This window comes from Ferrovibrio sp. (assembly GCF_002796975.1).
GTDB lineage: Bacteria > Pseudomonadota > Alphaproteobacteria > Ferrovibrionales > Ferrovibrionaceae > Ferrovibrio.
Window position 1 is genome coordinate 530,352 of sequence record NZ_PEKV01000005.1, and the last position, 21,843, is coordinate 552,194.

The 21,843-nt window shown below is 63.6% G+C and carries 20 protein-coding genes and 3 pseudogenes (1 of these 23 cut by a window edge); 17 read left to right on the forward strand and 6 right to left on the reverse strand.

Annotated elements, in window-relative coordinates; genetic code table 11:
* The first annotated feature begins 1 nt into the window (after position 1).
* The 7 genes and pseudogenes from CTR53_RS07465 to CTR53_RS07490 all read left to right on the forward strand — a co-directional run bounded on the left by CTR53_RS07465 (position 2) and on the right by CTR53_RS07490 (position 6,427).
* Positions 2 to 916: a hypothetical protein gene (locus tag CTR53_RS07465; RefSeq protein ID WP_290810721.1), complete on the forward strand. Its 915-nt coding sequence runs from the start codon at positions 2 to 4 to the stop codon at positions 914 to 916.
* 88 nt (positions 917 to 1,004) lie between these two features.
* A pseudogene (locus CTR53_RS21230) lies at positions 1,005 to 1,389 on the forward strand (FdtA/QdtA family cupin domain-containing protein).
* Positions 1,390 to 1,396: 7 nt separating this feature from the next.
* Positions 1,397 to 3,094: a hypothetical protein gene (locus CTR53_RS07470; RefSeq protein WP_290810724.1), complete on the forward strand. Its 1,698-nt coding sequence runs from the start codon at positions 1,397 to 1,399 to the stop codon at positions 3,092 to 3,094.
* Positions 3,091 to 3,966 (forward strand): glucose-1-phosphate thymidylyltransferase RfbA, encoded by an 876-nt coding sequence (gene rfbA, locus CTR53_RS07475; protein ID WP_290810727.1) that lies wholly within the window; start codon positions 3,091 to 3,093, stop codon positions 3,964 to 3,966. Before CTR53_RS07470 ends, rfbA begins: the two co-directional genes overlap by 4 nt.
* A gap of 12 nt (positions 3,967 to 3,978) precedes the next feature.
* Positions 3,979 to 4,566, forward strand: a complete 588-nt coding sequence (gene rfbC, locus CTR53_RS07480; RefSeq protein WP_290810730.1) for a dTDP-4-dehydrorhamnose 3,5-epimerase — start codon at positions 3,979 to 3,981, stop codon at positions 4,564 to 4,566.
* A gap of 4 nt (positions 4,567 to 4,570) precedes the next feature.
* Complete coding sequence (gene rfbD, locus CTR53_RS07485) at positions 4,571 to 5,443, forward strand: dTDP-4-dehydrorhamnose reductase (protein WP_290810733.1); 873 nt, start codon at positions 4,571 to 4,573, stop codon at positions 5,441 to 5,443.
* A 39-nt stretch (positions 5,444 to 5,482) separates the two neighbouring features.
* A complete protein-coding gene (locus CTR53_RS07490) occupies positions 5,483 to 6,427 on the forward strand; it encodes a DUF72 domain-containing protein (protein ID WP_290810736.1) in 945 nt (314 codons plus the stop codon).
* Positions 6,428 to 6,441: 14 nt separating this feature from the next.
* Here the strand turns inward: CTR53_RS07490 and CTR53_RS07495 are convergent.
* Positions 6,442 to 6,654 (reverse strand): annotated as a pseudogene (locus tag CTR53_RS07495) (alkylphosphonate utilization protein); the annotation flags it as partial.
* Positions 6,655 to 6,783: 129 nt separating this feature from the next.
* Positions 6,784 to 8,094 (reverse strand): solute carrier family 23 protein, encoded by a 1,311-nt coding sequence (locus CTR53_RS07500; RefSeq protein WP_290810742.1) that lies wholly within the window; start codon positions 8,092 to 8,094, stop codon positions 6,784 to 6,786.
* Positions 8,095 to 8,345: 251 nt separating this feature from the next.
* Here CTR53_RS07500 and CTR53_RS07505 point away from each other — a divergent pair, with 251 nt between their 5' ends.
* The gene (locus CTR53_RS07505) at positions 8,346 to 9,512 is read left to right on the forward strand and encodes a 3-hydroxybenzoate 6-monooxygenase (protein WP_290810745.1); all 1,167 of its coding nucleotides are present in this window, start codon (positions 8,346 to 8,348) and stop codon (positions 9,510 to 9,512) included.
* A 3-nt stretch (positions 9,513 to 9,515) separates the two neighbouring features.
* Here CTR53_RS07505 and CTR53_RS07510 read toward each other — a convergent pair whose 3' ends face one another.
* The 3 genes from CTR53_RS07510 to CTR53_RS07520 form a co-directional block, all read right to left on the reverse strand.
* Positions 9,516 to 10,379 carry an MBL fold metallo-hydrolase gene (locus CTR53_RS07510; RefSeq protein WP_290810748.1) on the reverse strand — a complete coding sequence of 288 codons (864 nt, stop codon included), beginning with the start codon at positions 10,377 to 10,379 and terminating at the stop codon, positions 9,516 to 9,518.
* Between the two features lie 40 nt (positions 10,380 to 10,419).
* Complete coding sequence (locus tag CTR53_RS07515; protein WP_290810751.1) at positions 10,420 to 11,583, reverse strand: YbfB/YjiJ family MFS transporter; 1,164 nt, start codon at positions 11,581 to 11,583, stop codon at positions 10,420 to 10,422.
* Between the two features lie 134 nt (positions 11,584 to 11,717).
* Positions 11,718 to 12,545 (reverse strand): hypothetical protein, encoded by an 828-nt coding sequence (locus CTR53_RS07520; protein WP_290810754.1) that lies wholly within the window; start codon positions 12,543 to 12,545, stop codon positions 11,718 to 11,720.
* Between the two features lie 157 nt (positions 12,546 to 12,702).
* Here CTR53_RS07520 and CTR53_RS07525 point away from each other — a divergent pair, with 157 nt between their 5' ends.
* Genes CTR53_RS07525 through CTR53_RS07545 form a run of 5 tightly spaced genes read left to right on the forward strand, consistent with a single transcriptional unit; the run spans position 12,703 to position 16,516 of the window.
* On the forward strand, positions 12,703 to 13,368 hold the full coding sequence (locus CTR53_RS07525) for a hypothetical protein (protein WP_290810757.1): 666 nt from the start codon (positions 12,703 to 12,705) through the stop codon (positions 13,366 to 13,368).
* Positions 13,355 to 13,663, forward strand: coding sequence for a UxaA family hydrolase (locus CTR53_RS07530; protein ID WP_290810759.1), 309 nt, complete (start codon positions 13,355 to 13,357; stop codon positions 13,661 to 13,663). Before CTR53_RS07525 ends, CTR53_RS07530 begins: the two co-directional genes overlap by 14 nt.
* Before the next feature lie 5 nt (positions 13,664 to 13,668).
* Positions 13,669 to 14,877, forward strand: coding sequence for a UxaA family hydrolase (locus tag CTR53_RS07535; protein WP_290811659.1), 1,209 nt, complete (start codon positions 13,669 to 13,671; stop codon positions 14,875 to 14,877).
* A 15-nt stretch (positions 14,878 to 14,892) separates the two neighbouring features.
* Complete coding sequence (locus CTR53_RS07540; RefSeq protein WP_290810761.1) at positions 14,893 to 15,642, forward strand: SDR family oxidoreductase; 750 nt, start codon at positions 14,893 to 14,895, stop codon at positions 15,640 to 15,642.
* A 25-nt stretch (positions 15,643 to 15,667) separates the two neighbouring features.
* Positions 15,668 to 16,516, forward strand: a complete 849-nt coding sequence (locus CTR53_RS07545) for a fumarylacetoacetate hydrolase family protein (RefSeq protein WP_290810764.1) — start codon at positions 15,668 to 15,670, stop codon at positions 16,514 to 16,516.
* 21 nt (positions 16,517 to 16,537) lie between these two features.
* Here CTR53_RS07545 and CTR53_RS07550 read toward each other — a convergent pair whose 3' ends face one another.
* Positions 16,538 to 17,485, reverse strand: coding sequence for a sugar kinase (locus tag CTR53_RS07550; RefSeq protein WP_290810766.1), 948 nt, complete (start codon positions 17,483 to 17,485; stop codon positions 16,538 to 16,540).
* 160 nt (positions 17,486 to 17,645) lie between these two features.
* Between CTR53_RS07550 and CTR53_RS07555 the strand changes: the two genes are divergently transcribed.
* The 4 genes and pseudogenes from CTR53_RS07555 to CTR53_RS21235 all read left to right on the forward strand — a co-directional run.
* Positions 17,646 to 18,353: a GntR family transcriptional regulator gene (locus CTR53_RS07555; protein ID WP_290810769.1), complete on the forward strand. Its 708-nt coding sequence runs from the start codon at positions 17,646 to 17,648 to the stop codon at positions 18,351 to 18,353.
* A gap of 2 nt (positions 18,354 to 18,355) precedes the next feature.
* Positions 18,356 to 19,249: a DMT family transporter gene (locus CTR53_RS07560; protein WP_290810772.1), complete on the forward strand. Its 894-nt coding sequence runs from the start codon at positions 18,356 to 18,358 to the stop codon at positions 19,247 to 19,249.
* A 25-nt stretch (positions 19,250 to 19,274) separates the two neighbouring features.
* On the forward strand, positions 19,275 to 21,065 hold the full coding sequence (locus tag CTR53_RS07565; RefSeq protein WP_290810775.1) for an IlvD/Edd family dehydratase: 1,791 nt from the start codon (positions 19,275 to 19,277) through the stop codon (positions 21,063 to 21,065).
* A gap of 263 nt (positions 21,066 to 21,328) precedes the next feature.
* Positions 21,329 to 21,843 (forward strand): annotated as a pseudogene (locus CTR53_RS21235) (ABC transporter substrate-binding protein) (it continues 707 nt past the right edge of the window).

Consider the following 21,843-nt stretch of genomic DNA (forward strand, 5'->3'; position numbering starts at 1 on the left):
CATGCGCTGGCGCAAGCTCGGCTGCATCTATGCGCCGGACGGCAATGAGGCCTGGGCGCGCAGCCATGCAATGATCCCGACGCCGGTGCAGATGCCCGATGGCGGGTTGCGCGTCTATTTCGCCTCCTGCGACGACAAGGGTATCGGACGCATCGGTTATGCCGATCTCGATCCGCGCGATCCGACCCGCGTCCTGCGTCGCGCGGCAAAACCCGTGCTGGATATCGGTCGGCCGGGCTGTTTCGATGACAACGGCGTCAACCCCACCTGCGCGATCTGGCGCGGCGCTGAACTCTGGCTCTATTACGTCGGTTACCAGCTTGGCGTGCAGATCCGCTACACGCTGTTCAGCGGCCTGGCGATCAGCCGCGATGGCGGCGAAAGCTTCACCCGCGTATCGGAGGCGCCGATCCTGGAGCGCTGCGACGGCGAGTTGCTGTATCGCACCGCGCCTTTCGTGCTGCCTGAGAAGGAAGGCTGGCGCATGCTGTATATCGCCGGCGACCGTGAAGTGACGGTCGGCGGCAAGGCGGTGCCGAGTTATCACATGCGCGAAGTGCAGTCCGCCGATGGGCGGCACTGGAACGGCCCCGGCCACTTCGTGCTCGGGCCCGACGAGGCGGTGGAGCACGGCCTCGGCCGCCCCTTCGTGGTGTCGTCGCCGGCCGGATACGAACTGTACTTCTCGACCCGCACACTGCGTCACGGCTACCGGCTGGCCTATGCCACCTCGGCGGACGGTTGCAACTGGCGGCGCAACGACGCCGCACTCGGCCTGGATGTCTCGGTGGACGGTTGGGATTCGGAAGCCATCAGTTTCAGCGCGGTGGCGGCACTGCCCGGCGGCACGTATCTTTTCTACAATGGCAACGGCTTCGGCCGGACCGGCTTTGGCGTCGCCGTCCGAGAAGGCTGAGTGGCTTCCCCCTTTTTGCTGAGGGCATTTGTTAATAAATCCCCGGCTAGACTCACGCCGAAGGAAATCTGTCGCCGGACGCCGAGGCATGAGCGAGAACGACAAAAACTGGGATGTGATCGACCTGCCGGTCGTGCATGACCTGCGCGGCAATCTGACGGTGGTGGAAGCCGAGCGGCAAGTACCGTTCGACATCCGCCGTGTCTACTATCTCTACGATGTTCCCTCGGGCTCCGAACGCGCCGGCCATGCGCATCGCACGCTGCAGCAGCTNNCTCAACCGCTCGCACAAGGGCGTGCTGCTGAAGCCGATGGTCTGGCGCGTGATCAACAATTTCTCGTCCGGTGCGGTCTGCCTGGTGATGGCTTCGGCGCATTACGACGAAAGCGACTATATCCGCGACCACACCGACTTCCGCCGCGCGGCCTCGGCCCGCTGGGCTGCCGCCGGCAGTCCGTCGCCGGGTGCGTGAGTTCCGCATGCCGGATCAGTCTCCTCCTCCGTCTCTGGACGAGGTCATCAGGAACACGCAGGAACTGGCGGCAAACCGGGGCGCCCAGGCCGCGCTGGCCTATATCGAGCCGCAATATGCCAGTCGGGGACGCGATCCCCGTCTGCTGTCGGTGATGGCGCAATTGCAGTCTGCGATGGGCAACCGCGCGGCAGCGCTCGCCATCTGGAACCAGCTGCTGCCGCTCGCGCCGGCCGATCTGCACGTGATGAATGCCCGTCATCAGGCCAGGCGTGCCGTCTGGCTGCAAGGCCAGCGCATCGAGGCCGGTTTCTATCCGACGGTGCGGGATGTTGGCGTGGATGTGAAGTCGGCTTGTGCGGAAGGCGACTTCGGCTATGCGCTGTGGACGATATTCGATGTTGCCTTCCGGCTGGTGAAGAGCCTGCCGATGTCGCAGGCCGCGCCCGGCAATGACGGCACGCTGGATGCGCTGTGTCTGGAGGTCGGCCGGCAGTTCGCGGTCCATGCGAAGTTGGCGCCGATTGTGCCCGATACCTCGGCGCCGATCGTGTATCTGGCGACCGCCATCCACGAATTCGGCGGCCATACACGTGTGATGATCGATTACATCCGGCGGCAACCGGATCGCAAACATGTGCTGCTGCTGACCGGGCTTGGCATCAACATGGCAGTTCCACCGGTGCAGAGCCTGCTGGACAGGGAACTGCGCGGGATCGATTTCACCTGGTACCGCAACAGCCAGATCCGTCATGACGAGAGCCTGCGCTGGCTGATGCAGCAGTTGCAGAACATCCGCCCTGAAACGGTCTATCTGTTCGGGCATCCCTACGATCCGGTGATTCCGGCCGCCACAGCGCTGCTGCAGAAGACAAACACCTATTTCAATCATCACTCGGATGCCTGTTTCAGCCTGGGCGCCGTGCTGCCGGTGACGGCGCATATCGATCAGACTCCAATGGTGCATCACCTGCTCTGCCGGCATACGCCGCAGATCAATCCGGTCTATGTACCAATGACGGCTGCCACCCCGGCGCGGCGGGAGGCTTCGGCTTTTCTTCCTGAAGGTGCGGTGCGGACAGCGGCCTGCGGTTCGGCGGCAAAATTCACCGATCAGAGCTATGCCTATCGCTATGCCGATGTGCTGCCGCAGATCATGGCGCAGACCGGCGGCGAGCATGTCCATATCGGCGCATTGCCGGCTGAAGCCATTGCGCAGATTCATGCAGCCATGGACCGGCAGTCGATTCCGAGAGAACGGTTCCGGCATATCGCGCATGTCGAAAGTCTCGCGGCGGCGCTGTGCGACCTGAAGGTCGATCTGTATGTGGCATCCTTCCCGACCAGCGGCGGAAAAGCCGTGATCGAAGCAATGGCGACCGGTATCCCGGTGCTGTACCACGTCAACTACCAGTCGCGCTTTGCCTGCGTCGCGGACATGGTCTACCCGGAAGCCTTCCGCTGGTCCGATCTTGAGAGCCTGACAGCAGCTTTGCAGGCAGCGGACCGCGCCGCACTGTCGCGTCATTCGAACCTGTCGCGCGCCCATTTTGACCTATACTATGCCGAACAGGCGGCGGCTGCGGCCTTCGTCGGAGGGAAACCGGTCGGCGTGCCGGCGCCGCCCTTGGGCGACTATCGGCCCGATACGACGCAGCAGATGTTCGACCGGATCAATCAGGCAGTGAAGGAACGCGTGCGATGAAGGGTATTATCCTGGCGGGCGGCGCGGGTACGCGGTTGCATCCGGCAACGGCGGTGACCAGCAAGCAGTTGATCCCGGTCTATGACAAGCCGATGATCTATCATCCGCTGACCACGCTGATGCTGGCCGGTATCCGCGAGGTCCTGGTGATCACCACACCGCGCGATCAAACCGCCTTCAGCAGCCTGCTGGGTGATGGCAGCCAGTGGGGCATCTCGATCACCTATGCCGTACAGGCCGAGCCCAACGGCATCGCGCAGGCCTTCATCATAGGCCGCGATTTCATCGGTGGCGAAGCCTGCGCCCTGGTGCTGGGTGACAACATTTTCTACGGCGAGGGCTTTGGCGACGTGCTGCGCCGCGCCGCCGGCATCGAGGACGGTGCGGTGGTATTCGGCTACTGGGTGGCCGATCCGGAACGCTACGGCGTGCTGGAACTGGGACCCGACAAGACACCGACCGCGATCATCGAGAAGCCGGCCAACCCGCCGACCAACTGGGCGGTGACCGGCCTGTATTTCTACGACCGCGAAGTCTGCGACATTGCCGCCGGGCTGAAACCGTCGGCGCGCGGCGAACTGGAGATCACCGATCTCAACAACGTCTACCTCAGGCGCGGCAGGCTGAAAGTCGAACTGTTCGGCCGCGGCTTTGCCTGGCTCGACACCGGCACGCCGGACAGCCTGCTGGAGGCCTCCAATTTCATCGCCACGGTTGAAAAGCGCCAGGGTCTGAAGATCGCCGCACCCGAAGAGATCGCCTGGCGCCAGGGCTATATCGATGCCGCGCAGGTGGAAAAGATCGCCACGGCCTATGGAAAGAATGCCTATGGCCAGTATCTGCGGCGTATCCTGAACGAAAGCGGCCGCTAGGCAGGCAGACCCATGCGCATCATCGCCACCGACCTGCCGGATGTCTTCATCATCGAGATGAAGGTGTTTGCCGATGACCGCGGCTCGATCAAGGAATTATGGAACGCGCCGCGCTATCTCAACCATGGCCTGGGCGTGCCGTCGGTGCAGACCAATTTCTCGCGCTCGCGCAAAGGTGTGATCCGCGGCCTGCACTATCAGGAGCCGCATGGCCAGGGCAAACTGGTCAGCGTGGTAGCCGGTGAAGTCTTCGATGTCGCCGTCGATATCCGCAAGGGTTCGCCCACTTTCGGGCGCTGGACCGGCACGCTGCTCAGCGGCGACAATCACCACCAGCTCTGGATTCCACCGGGCTTCGCCCATGGTTTCGCGGTGCTGAGCGAGCAGGCCGATTTCATCTACCAGTGTACCGCGCCCTACGATCCGAGCTGCGAGCATGCGATCCGCTGGGACGATCCCGCCATCGGCATCGACTGGAAGCTGCGCGATCCGGTGATTGCCACGAAAGACCGGGGGGCGCCGCTCTTGAGCGAGGCGAAAGTGCTGCCGCCCTATTATCCGCTGCCGCCGCTGATCGTCACCAACGGCACCGCGGGCTGACGCCATGCTGCGCGTCGCGGTCATCGGCACGCAGGGGCAGGTGGCGCGTTCGCTGTCCGAACTCTCTGGCGAGGATGTCGCGGTCAGTTGCATCGGCCGGCCGCTGCTCGATCTGGCGCAGCCCGACACTGTTCCTGCCGTGCTGGACGATCTGCCGGCCGACATCGTCGTCAATACCGCCGCCTATACGGCCGTCGACAAGGCCGAGAGCGAGGCCGGTCTTGCCTTTGCCATCAACCGCGATGGCGCAGCTGCCGTGGCGGCGATCTGCGCGCGGCGCAACCTGCCGCTGATCCAGCTTTCCACCGATTATGTTTTCGACGGCACCAAATCGGGCGCTTATCTTGAAACCGATGCCTGCCATCCGCAGAGCGTTTACGGCGCCTCGAAGCTCGCCGGCGAACAGGCAGTGCTGGCCGCCTTTCCCGCTGCAGTGATCCTGCGTACGGCCTGGGTGCACAGTCCCTTCGGCAGCAATTTCGTCAAGACCATGCTACGGCTGAGCGCTGAGCGCGACCGCCTGCGCGTCGTCGCCGACCAGCATGGGTCGCCGACTTACGCCCCCGACCTCGCGGCAGCCATCGTCACCATGGCAAGGCGTCTGGCCGGTCCACGGGACAGGACGCTGTCGGGCATCTTCCATCTCGCCGGCGCCGGCGAAACCACCTGGCACGGTCTGGCGGTCACGACGATGGCGATGGCCGGCCGTGGTATCCTGGTCGATCCGATCTCCACGGCGGACTATCCGACGCCAGTGGGGCGTCCCGCCAACTCGGTGCTGAATACAGCGAAGATAGAGGCCATCTACGGCATCCGCCTGCCGCCCTGGCAGGAAGGCGTGCGGCATGGCGTGGCAAGATTGCTCAGTCACGATTGAGCCGGCGGAACCGAAGCTCTGGCGGCGTGTTGATCCGCCATGACCATACACATCGGAATCTCCGGCTGGACCTACAAACCCTGGCGCGGGGTCTTCTTCCCGAAAGGCCTGGCGCAGAAGCATGAGATGGCCTTCGCCGCGCGCACCTTTCCCAGCATCGAGGTGAATGGCACCTTCTACGGCCAGCAGCGGCCGGAAATCTTTGAACGCTGGCGTGACGGCACGCCGGATGATTTCGTCTTCGCCATCAAGGCCTCGCGCTACATCACCCATATCCGTCGCCTGCGCGATGCGGAAACGCCGCTGGCGAACTTTCTCGCACAAGGGGTTCTGGCGCTCGGCGAGAAGCTTGGCCCCATCCTGTGGCAATTGCCGCCGAGCTATCGCTTCGATCCCGAGCGGCTGGAGGATTTTCTCAAACTTCTGCCGCATGACACGATGGCCGCGGCCGGTTTGGCGCGCAAACACGATGCCGGCATGAAGGGGCGCGTATTCCTGACGCCGGACAGAAACCGCCCGCTGCGCCACGCCATGGAAATCCGGCATGAAAGTTTCCGCGACGAGCGTTTCGTGCAACTGCTGCGCAAATACAGGGTCGGCCTGGTGGTGGCCGATACGGTGGAGTGGCCGCGGCTGGGCGATATCACCGCAGATTTCGTCTATGCCCGACTGCATGGCTCGGAACAGCTCTATGCCAGTGGCTATTCCGACGAAGCTCTCGATGACTGGGCGCGCTGGTTCCACAGCTGGAGCAAAAGCCAGTCGCCGCGCGAGATCGACCGGCTGTCATCGGCGAAAGCGCGGACGAAAGTGAAGGATATCTTCGTCTATTTCGACAACGACATCAAAGTGCGCGCGCCCTTCGACGCGATGAAGCTGGCCAAACGGCTGAATGTGGAGGCCGGCCCGCCGCCGCTGGAAGACTTCGTGCAAAAGAAAACCCGCGGCAGGGCGCAACCCGCCGCGGGCCGCAAGCGTCGCTGATCAGGACTGGCTGGTCAGGCCTTCTTCACGAAACAGGTCTTCAGCACCAGGCCTTTCACCTTGTCGGTTCGGCCCTCAATCTCTTCCTCGTCGGCGGTGAGGTGGATGTTCTTGATCACCGTGCCGCGTTTCAGGGTGGTATTGGCACCCTTCACCTTCAGATCCTTGATCAGGATCACGCTGTCGCCTTCAGCAAGCAGGTTGCCGTTGCCGTCTTTCACATCCACTGGTCTTCTCCTGGAGAGGGGGCTGTCGGGGCGAAGCATATCCGCAGGGACAGCCATAAGAAAACCCGCGGCAGGGCGAAACCCGCCGCGGGTCGGAAGGTGAAGTCCCGATGACCGGTTGGCGCCAATTTACTGATTAGCAGCCCGGCCGTTCAGGATCTGATACAGGATGATCGCGCCGAAGGTGGCGGTGCCGATGCCACCCAGCGAGAATCCGCCGAATTTCAGCATCAGGTCGCCTGCGCCGACGGTGAGCGCCACACCGACCGTGATCAGGTTGCGTGCATTCGAGAAGTCGACCTTGTTCTCGACCCAGATGCGGCCGGCAGTCGCCGAGATCAGGCCGAACACCACCAGCGCCAGGCCGCCGAGCACGGGGCCGGGGATGGTGAGGATCAGCGCACCGAATTTGGGCGAGAAGCCGAGCAGGATGGCGAAGAATGCTGCGACGATGAAGAGCAGCGTGGAGAAGATCTTGGTCACTGCCATCACGCCCATGTTTTCGGCATAGGTGGTCATGCCGGCACCGCCGCCGGCGCCCGAAATCATGGTGGCGATGCCGTCGCCGAGGAAGGCCCTGCCCAGCAGCGGATCGAGGTTGCGGCCGGTCATCACGCCGATGGCTTTCACATGGCCCAGATTCTCCGCCACCAGAATGATCGCGACGGGTGCGATCAGCGCCATGGCACCGGCATCGAAGACGGGCGTGGTGAAGTTCGGCAGGCCGATCCAGGCGGCATTCATCACGCCGCTGAAATCGATCGGCTTGCCCATGCCCATCCCGTTGGCCAGCACGGCATAGACGATATAGGCCGCCAGGCCGCCGAGCAGGATCGGCAGGCGCTGCACCGTGCCGCGGGTGTAGACCGCGACGAGGCCGACGGCGACCACGGTGAACAGTCCGATGAAGGCATCGAAGCCGCTGGCGCTGACGCCTTTCACGGCGATGGGCGCCAGGTTGAGGCCGATGACGGCGACGATGGCGCCGGTCACCACCGGCGGCATCAGGGTTTCGATCCAGCCGATGCCGGACTTCATCACGATCAGCCCGATGATGGCATAGACCGCGCCGCAGGCGATGATGCCGCCCAATGCCACGCCGATATTGGCGTTCGGACCCGAACCGCTATAGGCGGTCGCGGCAATCACCACGGCGATGAAGGAGAAGCTGGAGCCGAGATAGCTCGGCAGCTTGCCGCCGGTGACGAAGAAGAAGATCAGCGTGGAAATACCAGAGAAAAGTATGGAAACGTTCGGATCGAAGCCCATCAGCAGCGGCGCCAGCACGGTGGCGCCAAACATCGCCACCACATGCTGCAGGCCAAGCGCAATCGTCTGCCCCATCGGCAGGCGTTCGTCCGGCGCGATCACGCCCCCACTTCCGACTGGGCCGGTTTTCAGAGTCCAACGCGACAGGAAGCCGCCATCTGACTGTGCCATTGGTTTTCCCCTTGGTTTGTGTCTCAGCGCAGGCAATCGACCGGCAGGACGTAGTCTTGCTTGTTGCGAATCGGCCGGCGGATTTTGACTAAAGTCGATCATTCGACCTCGCCCTTGGGGTGTCAAATCCTGTTGCCGATTCGCGAAAAGAGAGAATCGGCAATAGTTTGCTGGATCGCGTCCCCGAACGGCGCTATATTGGTTGAACAATAGTCCGTACAAGGACTAAATTGGGGCAGGAAATTATGGCAATGCAGGATCGTCCGGTCATCATCATTGGCGGCGGCATCGGCGGGCTGGCGACGGCGCTGGCGCTGGCGCTGAAGGGCATCGCGTCGGTGCTGCTGGAGCAGTCGGCCGAGTTCAAGGAAGTCGGTGCCGGCATTCAGCTCGGGCCGAATGTGTTCCGCCGCTTCGAGGCGCTCGGCATCCGCGCGGCCATTGAGGCCGATGCGGTGTTTCCTGAAAACCTGATCATGCGCGATGCGCTGACCGGCGAAGTCGTGACGCGCATTCCGATGGGCGAGCAGGCGCGGGCGCATTGGGGCATGCCCTATGCGGTGACGCATCGCGCCGATCTGCATAATACGCTGCTGCAGGCCTGCCTGGCGCAGAAGAAGATCGTCTTGCGCAATAACGCCAAGGTGACGGCCTGGCAGGACAGCGGCGATGGCGTCACCGTGACGCTGGCCGGCGGCGAGTCCATCGGAGGCGACAGCATCGTGGCCTGCGACGGGTTGTGGTCGCAGGTGCGGGCCGAGATCGTCAATGACGGTAAGCCGCGCGTGTCGGGTCATATCGCCTATCGCGCCGTGCTGCCGGCCAGCGAAGTCCCGCCGGGCCAGTTCGAGAATAACGTCGTGCTCTGGGCCGGGCCGAAGACGCATCTGGTGCATTATCCCCTGCGCCGTGGCGAGCTGTTCAACCTCGTCGCGGTCTTCCACTCCAACCGTTACGAGGAAGGCTGGAATGCCTTCGGCGACGTGGAGGAACTGAACGAGCGGTTCCAGAACCAGCAGCCGCAGGTGCATAACCTGCTCGGCAAGATCGAGTCCTGGCGCATGTGGGTGCTGTGCGACCGCGAGCCAGTGGCGAACTGGACCAAAGGCCGCATTGCGCTGCTCGGCGATGCCGCGCATCCGATGCTGCAGTATCTGGCGCAGGGCGCCTGCATGGCCATCGAGGATGCCGTCTGCCTGGCCGAGAAGCTGGCGGCACGGCGCGACGATCCGAATGCCGCCTTCCTGGCCTATCAGCAGGAACGTTATCTGCGCACGGCGCGGGTGCAGGTGATGGCGCGTGTCTATGGCGATTTCTATCACGCCACCGGGCCGGTCCGTGAATTGCGCAACGGCCTGCTGTCGGGCCGCAACCAGGCGCAGGCCTATGCCGGCAACGACTGGCTTTATGGCGGCTGAGCCTCAGAAGGCGTCGAGCGGGATCTTCAGGTAGCGCTGGCCGTTGGCTTCGGCTGGCGGCAGATGCCCCGCGCGGATATTCACCTGCACCGATGGCAGGATCAGCCGTGGCATGCTCAGCTTGGCATCGCGCGACTGCCGCAGCGCGATGAACTCCTCCTCGTTGACACCGTCATGGATATGCACATTGCTGGCGCGTTCTTCCGCGACGCTGGTTTCCCAGCGATAGTCGTCGCGGCCGGGCGCCTTGTAGTCGTGGCACATGAAGAGCCGCGTTTCCGGTGGCAGCGCGAAGATGCGCTGGATCGAGCGATAGAGCTGACGCGGATCGCCGCCGGGGAAATCGCAGCGCGCGGTGCCGTAATCGGGCATGAACAGCGTATCGCCGACGAAAGCCGCATCGCCGATCACATAGGTGCTGCAGGCCGGTGTATGACCGGGCGTGTGCAGCGCCGTGGCGTCCAGGCTGCCGATGCGGAACGGCTCCCCGTCCGCGAAAAGATGGTCGAACTGCCGCCCGTCGCAGGGCAGATCGCCGGCAATGTTGAAGACGCGCACGAAAGCGTCCTGCACTTCGGTCACCGCGCTGCCGATGCCGAGCCGGCCGCCGGTCTGCTGGCGGATATAGGGCGCCGCCGAAAGATGGTCGGCATGTACATGGGTCTCCAGCACCCAGTCCACGCGCAGATCGCGTTCGGCGATGAAGCGGATGATCGCATCGGCGGATTTGCGTGACGTACGCCCCGCGGCCTGGTCGAAATCCAGCACGCTGTCGATCACCGCGCAGGCGCGGCTCTGCGCATCGGCGACGACATAGCTCACCGTGAAAGTGTCTTCGTCGAAGAAGGCATGAACGTCAGGGCGCATGCGGGAATCATGCGCGAGATCGGACTTTAATACAACCTTGTTATGTAGATTTTTCTGCCGGGTTGCGCACGAAGACGGTCAGCAGCATGGCAATGAAAATGCCACTGGCACCGAGCGCGAACAGCAGATTGTAGGAATGCGTCTGGTCGAACAGCCAGGAGAAGAGATAGCCGACGCCGGCGGAGGCGCCGGCAAAGCCGGCGGTCAGCCAGCCCCAGACCTGGCGATGCGCGCCGAAACCGACCAGTTCAGCCACGCGGCCCGATACCAGTGCCGAGATGCCTGGCGTCATCGCGCCCACGACGATGGCCGATACCGCCAGCGTCACCGGATGCTGCGAGACCAGGAGAATGGCAATCGCCGCGCTTTTGATGGCCAGTACGCCAATGATGCTGCGATAGAAGCCAAACCACTCGGCGGCGAACCCGACCAGGAGCGGGCCGCAGAGTGCGCCGATGCCGAACAGTACCCAGACCAGCCCGCCGGCCGCCACACCGCGTTCCAGACCGCGCGCGACATAATCGGCGAGGAAGACCGTGTGCGGCACGAAGCCGGCGGAGTCGATGGTATAGGCTGCCAGCAGCAGCGCGACCGGCAACGTGAAGACCCGTGCCGGCGCGGCTTCGGCGGGCGGCGGAGGCAGGGTGATGTCGCCATCCCATTGTTTCCAGGTGAGCGCCGCGATCAGCAGCGCCAGCAGCCCCATGCCGGCCCAGATCGCGGAAACGCCGAAGCCGGCCAGCGCCGGCACCAGCGCGCCGGAGACAATGATGCCGCTGCCGACGCCGGTGAAGATAATCCCGTTGCTGCGGCCGCGCTGGTTGAGCGGCGCGCGTGACAGCACCAGCGGGATGGCGCCGACCATCAGCAACCCGCCGGTGAAGCCGGCGAGGAAGCGCCAGGGTGCGAACCAGACGAAGCCCCAAGGCAGGGCACAGGCCACCAGGCTGACGCCAACCGTCACCATGGAGATGCGGGTCAGCAGCGGCACCGGCACGAGACGTGCCAATGTCGCCGCGAACAGGCTGCCGAAGACGTAGCCGAACAGATTGGTGGCGCCGAGATAGCCGGCATCGCCGACGCTGAGCCAGTTCTGCTCGATTAGCACCGGCATCAGCGGCGTATAGCCGAAGCGCCCGATGCCGAGGCCGAGCAGCAGGGCGCCGAGGCCGGCAAGGGCATTGCGGATAACGGGACTGATCATGAATGGCCGGGACATGCTGGGGGGAAAGCAGCCAGCATGTTAGCCCGGCCTCGCCAAACCTACGACCGACAGCGGTATAAAATTAAGCGATGGCTGCCATGCGTTTTCGCGCAGGGCGCCCAAGTGATGTCAGGTCACTTGCCGAGCAGGCCTTTCAGCTTGTCGGCCGCGCCGCCGCTGCTGCCGCCCGTGCTGCTGCCCGCGGCGCCACCCGTCGCGCCGCCGAGCAGGCCGCCCGCCTGGTTCTTCAGCAGGTCGCCAGCCTGTTTCTGCAGTTCGGCGGTGGCGACGCGGGAGGCTGCCACGCTGATCGAACCGATCACCTTCTCGGCCACTTCGGCCGGTGTCGCGCCGCCCTTATCCTTGCCGATATCCTTCAGCTGGATGGTCGGCAGGTTGGCCGAGATCGTGCGGCCCTGCAGCGCCTGGTGGGTTGCGGCCACCTTGCCGTCGCGGATCACCAGATTCTCGATGATCACTTTCTTTTCCGGCTGCTTGCTGGCCGACTGAGCGGGATCGCCGGCGCTCTTGTTCGGCTCGGTCTTGCCGCCGCTGAACTTTGCGGCATAGGACTGAACGTTCTTCTGCAGCGCCTCCAGATTGCCGCCACCGCCAGTATATTCATACAGCACCGCAGGCTGCAGGATGGTCACGTCCTTCACCACAATGGTGTTGGACTGCAGCGTGGACAGATCCAGCGCCACCTTGATGTCGCCCAGCGTGATGGCATCGGCGCTGCTGAAACCCTTCGGATTTTTCACCGCCAGCGTGCTGAGTTCGCCGCTGCCCTCTTTGATCGACAGCTTGACCGATTTCAGCGTCACGCGCGCCTGGGTGGCCTCCGAGCCGTAATTCTCGATCGCTGCCTTCACGATGCTGTCGATGTTGGAGAAGAAGTAGTAGCCGGCGCCGGCAATCGCGATCACGACAATGGCGATGGCAAGAGCGATTTTCTTCATCATGGCGGTGGTCCTTCCGGTGCGGCCTGCCTGTTCCCCGACTCCGGCAGATTATCCGCCTGCCAGCCGGCCGGCTTCAACCATCATCTCGCCATGCTCTAGCCATCGACCGCGAATCTGGCTAAAGTTGCGGCAACTGATATATGAGATGGGAGTGACAATGTCCGGGACCCTGCCGGCCGATCCGCTCGCGGATCGCCTGAGTCGCTGTTATGCCTCCGCCGTCCACGACGTCCTGCGCGCCCAGGGGCACGACAACTGCCTGCTGCCCTATGACATCCGCCCGCTGAATATCAAACACACCCTGGCCGGCGAGATATGGACCGTCAGCGGCCACATCGACCGCACCCGCTCGGCGCATGAAACCCTGCTGGAATGGACCGGCGTGCTGTCGAAAGCACCGGGCGGCAAGGTGGTGATCTGCCAGCCGAACAACAAGGAAGTGGCACTGATGGGCGAACTGTCGGCCTCGGCGCTGCAGATGAAAGGCGTGCGCGGCTATATCGTCGATGGCGGCTGCCGCGACGCGGCGATGGTCGACGAGATCGGTTTCCCGGTCTGGTGCAGTTTCTATACGCCATCCGACATCGTGGCGCGCTGGGTGCCGGACAGTTTCGGCGCACCGATCACCATCGGCACCGTCACGGTCTGCACCGGCGACTATGTGATCGCCGACCGCGACGGCATCGTGATCATTCCCATGGCAATGGCCGAGGCGGTGATCGCCCGCACCGAAGAGGTGATGAGTACGGAAGGCGAAGTCCGGCGCAACATCATGGCCGGCATGGACCCGCAGGAAGCTTACAAACGCTATGGAAAATTCTGATACGGACCCTCGGCTGCTCGTGCTGGCACCCGGCGACAATATCGCCGTGGCGCGGTTGGAGATTGCCGACGGCACGGTGCTGCAGGTGGCGGGCCGCAGCGTGACGCTGCAACGCGCGATGGGCTTCGGCCATAAACTCGCGCTGCGCGACATCGCCGCCGGCGAGCGGATCGTGAAATACGGCGCGCCGATCGGCAGCGCCACGGTGGCGATTGCGCTCGGCGACTATGTGCACAGCCACAATGTCGCCAGCAATTACATGGCCAGTACCGTACCGGTGGAGGCTGCCCTGTGACTGACATGCGCGGGACTGCAATGCGTGGCTGGCGCCGCTCGGACGGCCGCAAGGGCATCCGGAATTATGTGGCCGTGGCCTATCTGGTCGAATGCGCCCATCATGTGTCGAAAGAGATTGCCTGGCCCTACCGTGAAGCTGGCGCGCATGTGATCGGCTTCCCCGGCTGCTATCCCAATGCCTATGCGCTGAAGATGATGCAGCGGCTCTGCACCCATCCCAATGTCGGCGCCGTGCTGCTGATCTCGCTCGGCTGTGAGGGGTTCAACAAGAAGCTGCTGGAACGCACCATCAGGGACAGCGGTCGACCCGTGCAACTGCTGGCGATTCAGGAAAACGGCGGCACGCGCGCCACCATCCAGAAGGGCCGCGATTGGGTCGAGGCCCAGTTGAAAGACCTCGCCGCGCAGCCGACCGAGCCGATGGATGTGTCGGAACTGGTGGTCGGCACGATCTGCGGCGGTTCTGATGCCACCTCGGGGCTCACCGCCAATCCGGCGATGGGCCGTGCCTTCGATTTCCTGGTCGAGGAAAAAGCGGCGGCGATCTTCGAGGAAACCGGCGAGCTGATCGGCATGGAAGACTGGATGGCCGAACGCGCCGTGACACCGGAACTGGGTATTGAACTGAAGGCCTGCGTGGCGAAAGCGGCCCGCTATTACGAAACGCTGGGCTATCCCAGCTTTGCGCCGGGCAATGCCGATGGCGGGCTGACGACGATCGAGGAAAAATCGCTCGGCGCCTATGCCAAGAGCGGCGCTTCGCCGATTGCCGGCATCATCAAACCGGGCGATATCCCGCCGCGTGGCGGCCTATACCTGCTGGATGTCGTGCCCGATGGCGAGGTGCGCTTCGGCTTCCCCAATATCAGCGACAATGCCGAGATCGCCGAACTTATAGCCTGCGGCTCGCATGTCATCCTGTTCTCCACCGGACGCGGTTCGGTGGTCGGTTCGGCGCTGGCCCCGGTGATCAAGGTCTGCGCCAATCCGCGCACTTACGCGCGCATGGCTGACGACATGGATGTGAATGCCGGACGGATTCTCGAAGGCACGGCTGATCTGGATACGGTGGGCCGTGAGATTTTCGACCTGATCAAGCAGGTTGGCGCCGGCGAAATGACGAAATCGGAAGGCCTCGGTCACCAGGAATTCATCCTCACCTATAAAAGTTTCGAACCGATCGGCCCGGCCTGCCTGCCGGCGGTCGCTTAAAATCAGGAGACAGGCATGCGTCTGGAAGGCAAGACAGCGGTGGTCACGGCGGCGGCGCAGGGTATCGGCCGCGCTTCGGCGATTGCGTTTGCGCGCGAAGGCGCCACGGTGATCGCCACCGATATCAACGAGGCCAAGCTGAAGGAACTCGGCAGCCTGCCCAACATCCGCACGCACAAACTGGATGTACTCGACCCCGGCGCCATTACCGCTTTCGCCGGGGAAACGGGCGCGGTGGACGTGCTGTTCAACTGCGCCGGCTTTGTGCATCACGGTACCATCCTGGAGACCGAAGAGAAGGATTGGGATTTCTCCTTCGATCTGAACGTGCGCGCCATGTACCGCATGGTGAAGGCCTTCCTGCCGGCGATGATCGCCAACGGAAAAGGCGGCTCCATCGTCAACATGTCGTCGGCCTGCTCCTCGGTGAAGGGCGCGCCGAACCGTTTCGTCTATGGCACCACCAAGGCCGCCGTGATCGGCATGACCAGGTCGCTGGCCGCCGATTTCATCAAGCAGGGCATCCGCGCCAATGCGATTTGCCCGGGCACGATCCAGACGCCGTCGCTGGATGACCGCATTGCGTCGCAGGCTGCCGCAGCCGGCGGCCTGGAACAGGCGCGCTCCGGCTTCGTGGCGCGCCAGCCGCTCGGCCGCCTCGGTACGCCGGAAGAGATCGCTGCGCTGGCGGTCTATCTCGCCTCCGATGAATCCGCTTTTACCACCGGCACCATCCACATCATCGATGGCGGCTGGACCGTCTGATTTTTTCTGAACAGGAGATCTGATTATGAAACTGCTGCGTTACGGCCCGGCGGGCCAGGAAAAGCCCGGCATTCTGGATGCCTCGGGCGCGATCCGCGACCTGTCGGGCGTGGTGAAGGATATCAATGGTGACGTGCTGGCTGCCGATGGGCTGGCCAAGCTCAAGGGCGTCGATCTGTCGAAGCTGCCGGCCGTGTCGGGCAATCCGCGCATCGGGCCCTGCGTGAATGGCGTGGGCAAGTTTATCTGCATCGGACTCAATTACTCGGATCATGCCGCCGAGACCGGCGCGACCGTGCCGCCGGAGCCGATCATCTTCATGAAGGCGACCTCAGCGATCACGGGTCCGAATGACGACGTGATCATCCCGAAGAATTCGCAGAAGACGGACTGGGAGGTCGAACTTGGTGTCGTGATCGGTACGGAAGCGCGCTATGTCAGCGAGGCGGACGCGATGAAGCATGTCGCCGGCTACTGCCTGATCAACGACGTGTCGGAACGCGCCTTCCAGACCGAGCGCCACGGTCAGTGGACCAAGGGCAAGAGCGCCGACAGCTTCGGTCCCATCGGCCCCTGGCTGGTGACGGCCGATGAAGTGCCGGACCCGCAGGACATGGCGATGTTTTGCGACATCAACGGCAAGCGGTTCCAGAACGGTTCGACCAAGACCATGGTCTATGGCGTGCGCTATCTGGTGAGTTACCTGAGCCAGTTCATGTCGCTGCAGCCGGGCGACATCATCTCGACCGGCACGCCGCCGGGCGTCGGCATGGGTCAGAAGCCGCCGCTTTACCTGAAGGACGGCGACAAGATCCATCTCGGCATCGCCGGGCTGGGCGAGCAGCACCAGACCGCGCGGAATTACCGGGGCTAGCGTAGAGTTCGGACGGCGCAGTCAGATCTTTTCTGGCGCGCGCCGTCCGACCGACTGGAAGAAGGCATCCACCGCGGCACGGCGCGGAATCGGTGCCACCGCGCCATAGCCGATGGTGGTGAGCGCGGCTGCCGCATTGGCATAGGCCACGGCATCGAGCGGCGCGGCGCCGCGCACCAGTTCAGCCAGGAAAGCGCCATCGAAACAGTCGCCGGCGCCGGTGGCGTCCACCGTCGGCACGCGGTGGCCGGGCAGGCGCCAGCGGCCTTCGCGGTTCGAGACGATCACACCCTCGGCGCCGCATTTCAGCACCACCAGCGGAATCCCCATGTCGCGATAGTAATCGAGGATGGCGAGCGGATCGCTCAGGCCCGTCAGCGCCGTGGCATCTTCCAGGCTGGGCAGGGCGATGTCGCTCTGCTTCAGCGCGGCATGGATGGCGTCGCGCGCAGTCTCCAGCGACCACAGCTTGAGCCGCAGGTTGGTATCGAAAGAGACCTTGCGTCCAGCCTTGCGCATGCGCGCGATGGCGGCCATCGCGGTCTCGCGCAGGCTGTCGCTCACCGCCAGTGTAATGCCGGAGACATGCAGCAGCTTGCTCTGTTCCAGCGCCTCGCCGGGCAGATCGGCCGGGGTCATATAGCTGGCCGCCGAGCCCTTGCGGTAATAGGTGAAGGTGTGGCCCGTCTCGCCATGGGTAACGAAGTAGACGGCGGTGGGGCTGTCGCTGCGCCGGCCGACGATGCTGGTATCCACCTGTTCGCGCTGCCACAAATCGAGCAGCAGGTCGCCGAACACATCCTGTCCGACCAGGGTGCAATAGGCGGCCGAGGCGCCCTGCCGCGCCGCGGCGATGGCGCAGTTGGAGGTGTCGCCGCCATAGCCGCGCAGATACTGGTCGCTGTCGGCGCCGCCGGTCTGGTTGAACTCGACCATGGCTTCGCCGAGGCACAGGATGTCGAAAGGCATCGTCCGGGCTCTCCCTAATCTGACCGCAGACTGCCAGACCTTCCTAGCCGAGCGCGCGGGCAAGGGCAAGCTGACTGGCATATCAGATACGATCCGGCTTGAAGCCACCGGGATGGCGCTGCTACGCTGCCGCCTGAGCAGGTAAAAAGGTCCGTCCGTCATGGCAAAAGCTGGCACAGCACGCACAACGCGGCTGGAGCGCCCAAAATCCCTCACCGAACTGGTCAAGGATCATGTCCGGGGACGGATTACCAATGGCGAGCTGGCCCTTGGCGAAGCGCTGTCGGAGAATGTCCTGGCAACCCAGCTTGGCATTTCCAAGACCCCGGTGCGCGAAGCTTTGCTGCAGCTCAAGCTGGAAGGCCTGGTCGATATCCAGCCGCAGCGCGGCAGTTTCGTCTTTTCGCTGGCCCCCGAAGAGGCTGCCGAGATGTGCCAGTACCGCGTGATCCTGGAAGCCGCTGCCATGCGCGACGCGCTGCAGAACGACGAGCCCGGGCTGATCGACGCGCTGGAGCAGAATGTGAAGCGCATGGCCAAGGCGGTGGCCGATGGCGACATGCCGGCCTACCGTCGGCTCGATACCGAATATCACCGGCATATCCTCAGCCGGGCCAACAACCGCTTCCTGACCCTGGCGCATCAGCAGCTGGAAATGAAGATCCAGGCCCTGCGCGCCAGCGTCACCTCGAAGGAGCGCACGGTCGGCGATTCTCTGGCCGAGCACCAGAATATCGTGAAGCTGCTGCGCGCCAAGGAAAAGACCAAGGCGATGAATCTGCTGGGCGTACATATCCGAGCTGCCTCGCGCGACTACCAGATCATCCTGCATGAACAGGCCCGCGGTCGCGAAAGGCGGAGCGGCTAGGCATGTCCGAGCGTGTGGTGAGTACGGGAGTGGCGATGGACACCGGCCATTGGCGCGGCATCCTCTTCATGCTGCTGGGTACGGCGCTGTTCACCTTCAACGACGCGCTCGGCAAATGGATGGTGGCGAGCGTCGCCGTCGGCCAGCTGCTGTTCATCCGTTCGGCGGCGGCCATGGTCGTTCTGTTGCCGATGGTGCACAAGGCCGGCTGGAAGCAGACTTTCGTGCTGGCGCAGCCGGGCCGGCATGTGCTGCGTCTCGCCTTCATCGTGGTCGAAGTGGCCTGTTTCTATCTCTCGGTGCGGTATCTGCCGCTGGCCGATGTGATGTCGGTCTATCAGGCCACACCGCTGATCGTCACCATCCTGGCGATTCCGCTGCTGGGCGAGGCCGTCGGCTGGCGTCGCGGCCTGGCGGTGGGCGTCGGCTTTATCGGCGTGCTGCTGGTGCTGCAGCCCGAGGGCGGCGTGTTCACCGCGCCGGCGCTGATCGCGCTGGGCGGTTCGATGGCTTATGCGCTGATGATGATCGTGACCCGCCAGTTGCGCGAAACCAGCGCGCTGTCGCTGATCGTCTACCACACGCTCGCCGTCGGTACCGCCGGGTTGCTGACCCTGCCCTGGGGCTGGGCCGAAGTGGATACGATGGGGCTGGTGTATTTGGCGCTGATCGGCGTGGTCGCCACGGCGGCGCATGCCTGCATGAACCAGGGACTCAAGCTGGCGCCTGCCGCCGTCGTCGTCCCCTATACTTATACATCGCTGCTCTGGGCGATCCTGCTCGGCTGGCTGTTTTTCGCCGATCTGCCGACGCCGCTGATGCTGCTCGGTGCAGGGATCATTGTCGCCAGCGGATTGTTTGTTTTGCACAGAGAGCGTCAGATCAAGCAGGCATAGAAAAATTGAGTCGAGGGAGCCCCACATGACCGAGAAGAAAAACGAGAAGAAAAAACTGCGCAGCCGCGAATGGTTCGACAACCCGCATGATCCAGGCATGACCGCGCTGTATCTGGAACGTTATCTGAATTTTGGCCTGACGCTGGCCGAGCTGCGCGGCGGCAAGCCGATCATCGGCATCGCCCAGTCGGGCAGCGACCTGTCGCCCTGCAACCGCCATCATCTCGATCTGGCGACGCGCATCCGCGACGGCATCCGCGATGCCGGCGGCATCCCGATGGAATTCCCCACCCATCCGATCCAGGAAACCGGCAAGCGGCCGACCGCGGCGCTCGACCGCAATTTGCTCTACATGACGCTCGCCGAACTGCTCTATTCCTATCCGATCGACGGCGTGGTGCTGACGACGGGCTGCGACAAGACCACGCCGGGCATGCTGATGGCGGCGGCCACCGTGGATATTCCTGCCATCGTGCTGTCTGGCGGCCCGATGCTGGATGGCTGGTACAAGGGCATGCGCGCCGGTTCGGGCACGGTGGTGTGGTTCGCGCGCCAGGAACTGGCGGCCGGTCGCATCAATTACGACCAGTTCCTTGAGATGGTGGCGTCGTCGGCGCCCAGCCCGGGGCACTGCAACACCATGGGCACGGCACTCTCCATGAACAGCATGGCCGAAGCGCTCGGCATGTCGCTGCCGGGCTGTGCCTCGATCCCGGCGCCCTATCGCGAACGCGCGCAGATGGCCTACGAAACCGGCCGCCGTGCCGTCGAGATCGTGCATGAAGACCTGCGGCCGTCCAAGATCATGACGCGCAAGGCTTTCGAGAATGCCATCGTGGCGGCCAGCGCGCTCGGCGCCTCCACCAACTGCCCACCGCATCTGAATGCCATCGCCCGCCATATCGGCGTCGAACTGGACGTGAAGGACTGGGACAAGGTGGGCTACAACATCCCGCTGCTGGTCAACCTGATGCCGGCCGGCGAGTATCTCGGCGAGGGCTTCCATCATGCCGGCGGCGTGCCGGTGGTGATGCGCGAGCTGCTGGACGCCGGCAAGCTGCATGCCGATGCGCTCACCGTGAACGGCAAGAGCATGGGCGAGAATGTGAAGGCTGCCGTCTGCGAAGACCGCAACGTGATCAAGACCTATCAGCAGCCGATGCTGCCGGAAGCGGGCTTCGCCGTACTGTCGGGTTCGCTGTTCGAGTCTGCCGTGATGAAGACCTCGGTGGTTTCGGCGGAATTCCGCAAGAAGTATCTTGAGCGCCCCGGCGATCCGAATGCCTTTGAAGGCACGGCGATCGTCTTCGAGGGGCCGGAGGATTATCACGCGCGCATCAACGATCCGAAGCTGCCGGTCGACGAGAACAGCATTCTGGTCATCCGCGGCACCGGTCCGATCGGGTATCCGGGTGCGGCCGAAGTGGTGAACATGCTGCCGCCCGACCGGCTGGTGAAGCAGGGCATCAACCTGCTGCCCTGCATCGGCGACGGCCGCCAGAGCGGCACCTCGGGCAGCCCCTCCATTCTCAATGCCTCGCCGGAATCGGCGGTCGGCGGCGGCCTGGCGCTGCTGCAGACCGGCGACAAGATCCGCATCGACCTGAACAAGCGCAGTGCCGATATCATGATCTCCAGTGAGGAACTGGAGAAACGCCGCAAGGCATGGACACCGCCCAAGCTGGTCAACCAGACGCCGTGGCAGGAACTGCAGCGCAAATATGTCGGGCAGTTGTCCACAGGCGGTTGTCTCGACTTCGCCACCGATTATCAGAAGATCGCCGAAACCTTCGGTGTGCCCAGACATAATCACTAGGGCCACAATCGCTGGCAGCGCGAACACAGCTGTAAACGTCGCGTAACTTGTATGCGGAAAATACAAGAAGTCGCGACGTCGCCGATGCCGGGGGCTTGGCAGGATGGAGAGGGCTGGCTAAACTGATATATGAGATGCTACCGCCGGGGGAATGGGCGGGGCATTCGATGACATTCAGAACCCATAACGGGTCTGTTCCAGGGAGGAATAAGAAGATGCGTAAAGCATTGGGCTTGATTCTTGCGACCACTGCGCTCGCTGGCATGGCGGGCTTTGCCACGCCGGCGGCTGCGCAGCAGACGCTGACGGTGTGGTTCACCAAGGGCTTCTACGAGGCCGAGGACAAGGCGCTCTACGCCTTCATCGAGCGTTTCGAGAAGAAGCATAACGCCAAGGTGCAGCTCAGCCTGTTCAGCACCGAGGACATCATCACCAAGACGGTGAGCGCGGTCGAAGCCGGCACGCCGCCGGATGTGGGTTTCGGCACTACCTACGATTTCCGCACCACCGGCAAATGGGCCTACGACAACAAGATCGAAGACCTGACCGACATCATCACGCCGATGAAGGACAAGTTCCTGCCCGGCACGCTGGAAACGGTCTATCTGCAGAACGGCACGGCCAAGAAGAAGGCCTATTATGCGATGCCGGTGCAGCAGCAGACCATCCATACCTTCTACTGGAAGGACATGCTGCAGGAAGCCGGTTTCAAGCAGTCGGATATCCCGACCGACTGGAAGGGCTACTGGAGCTTCTGGTGCGACAAGGTGCAGCCGGC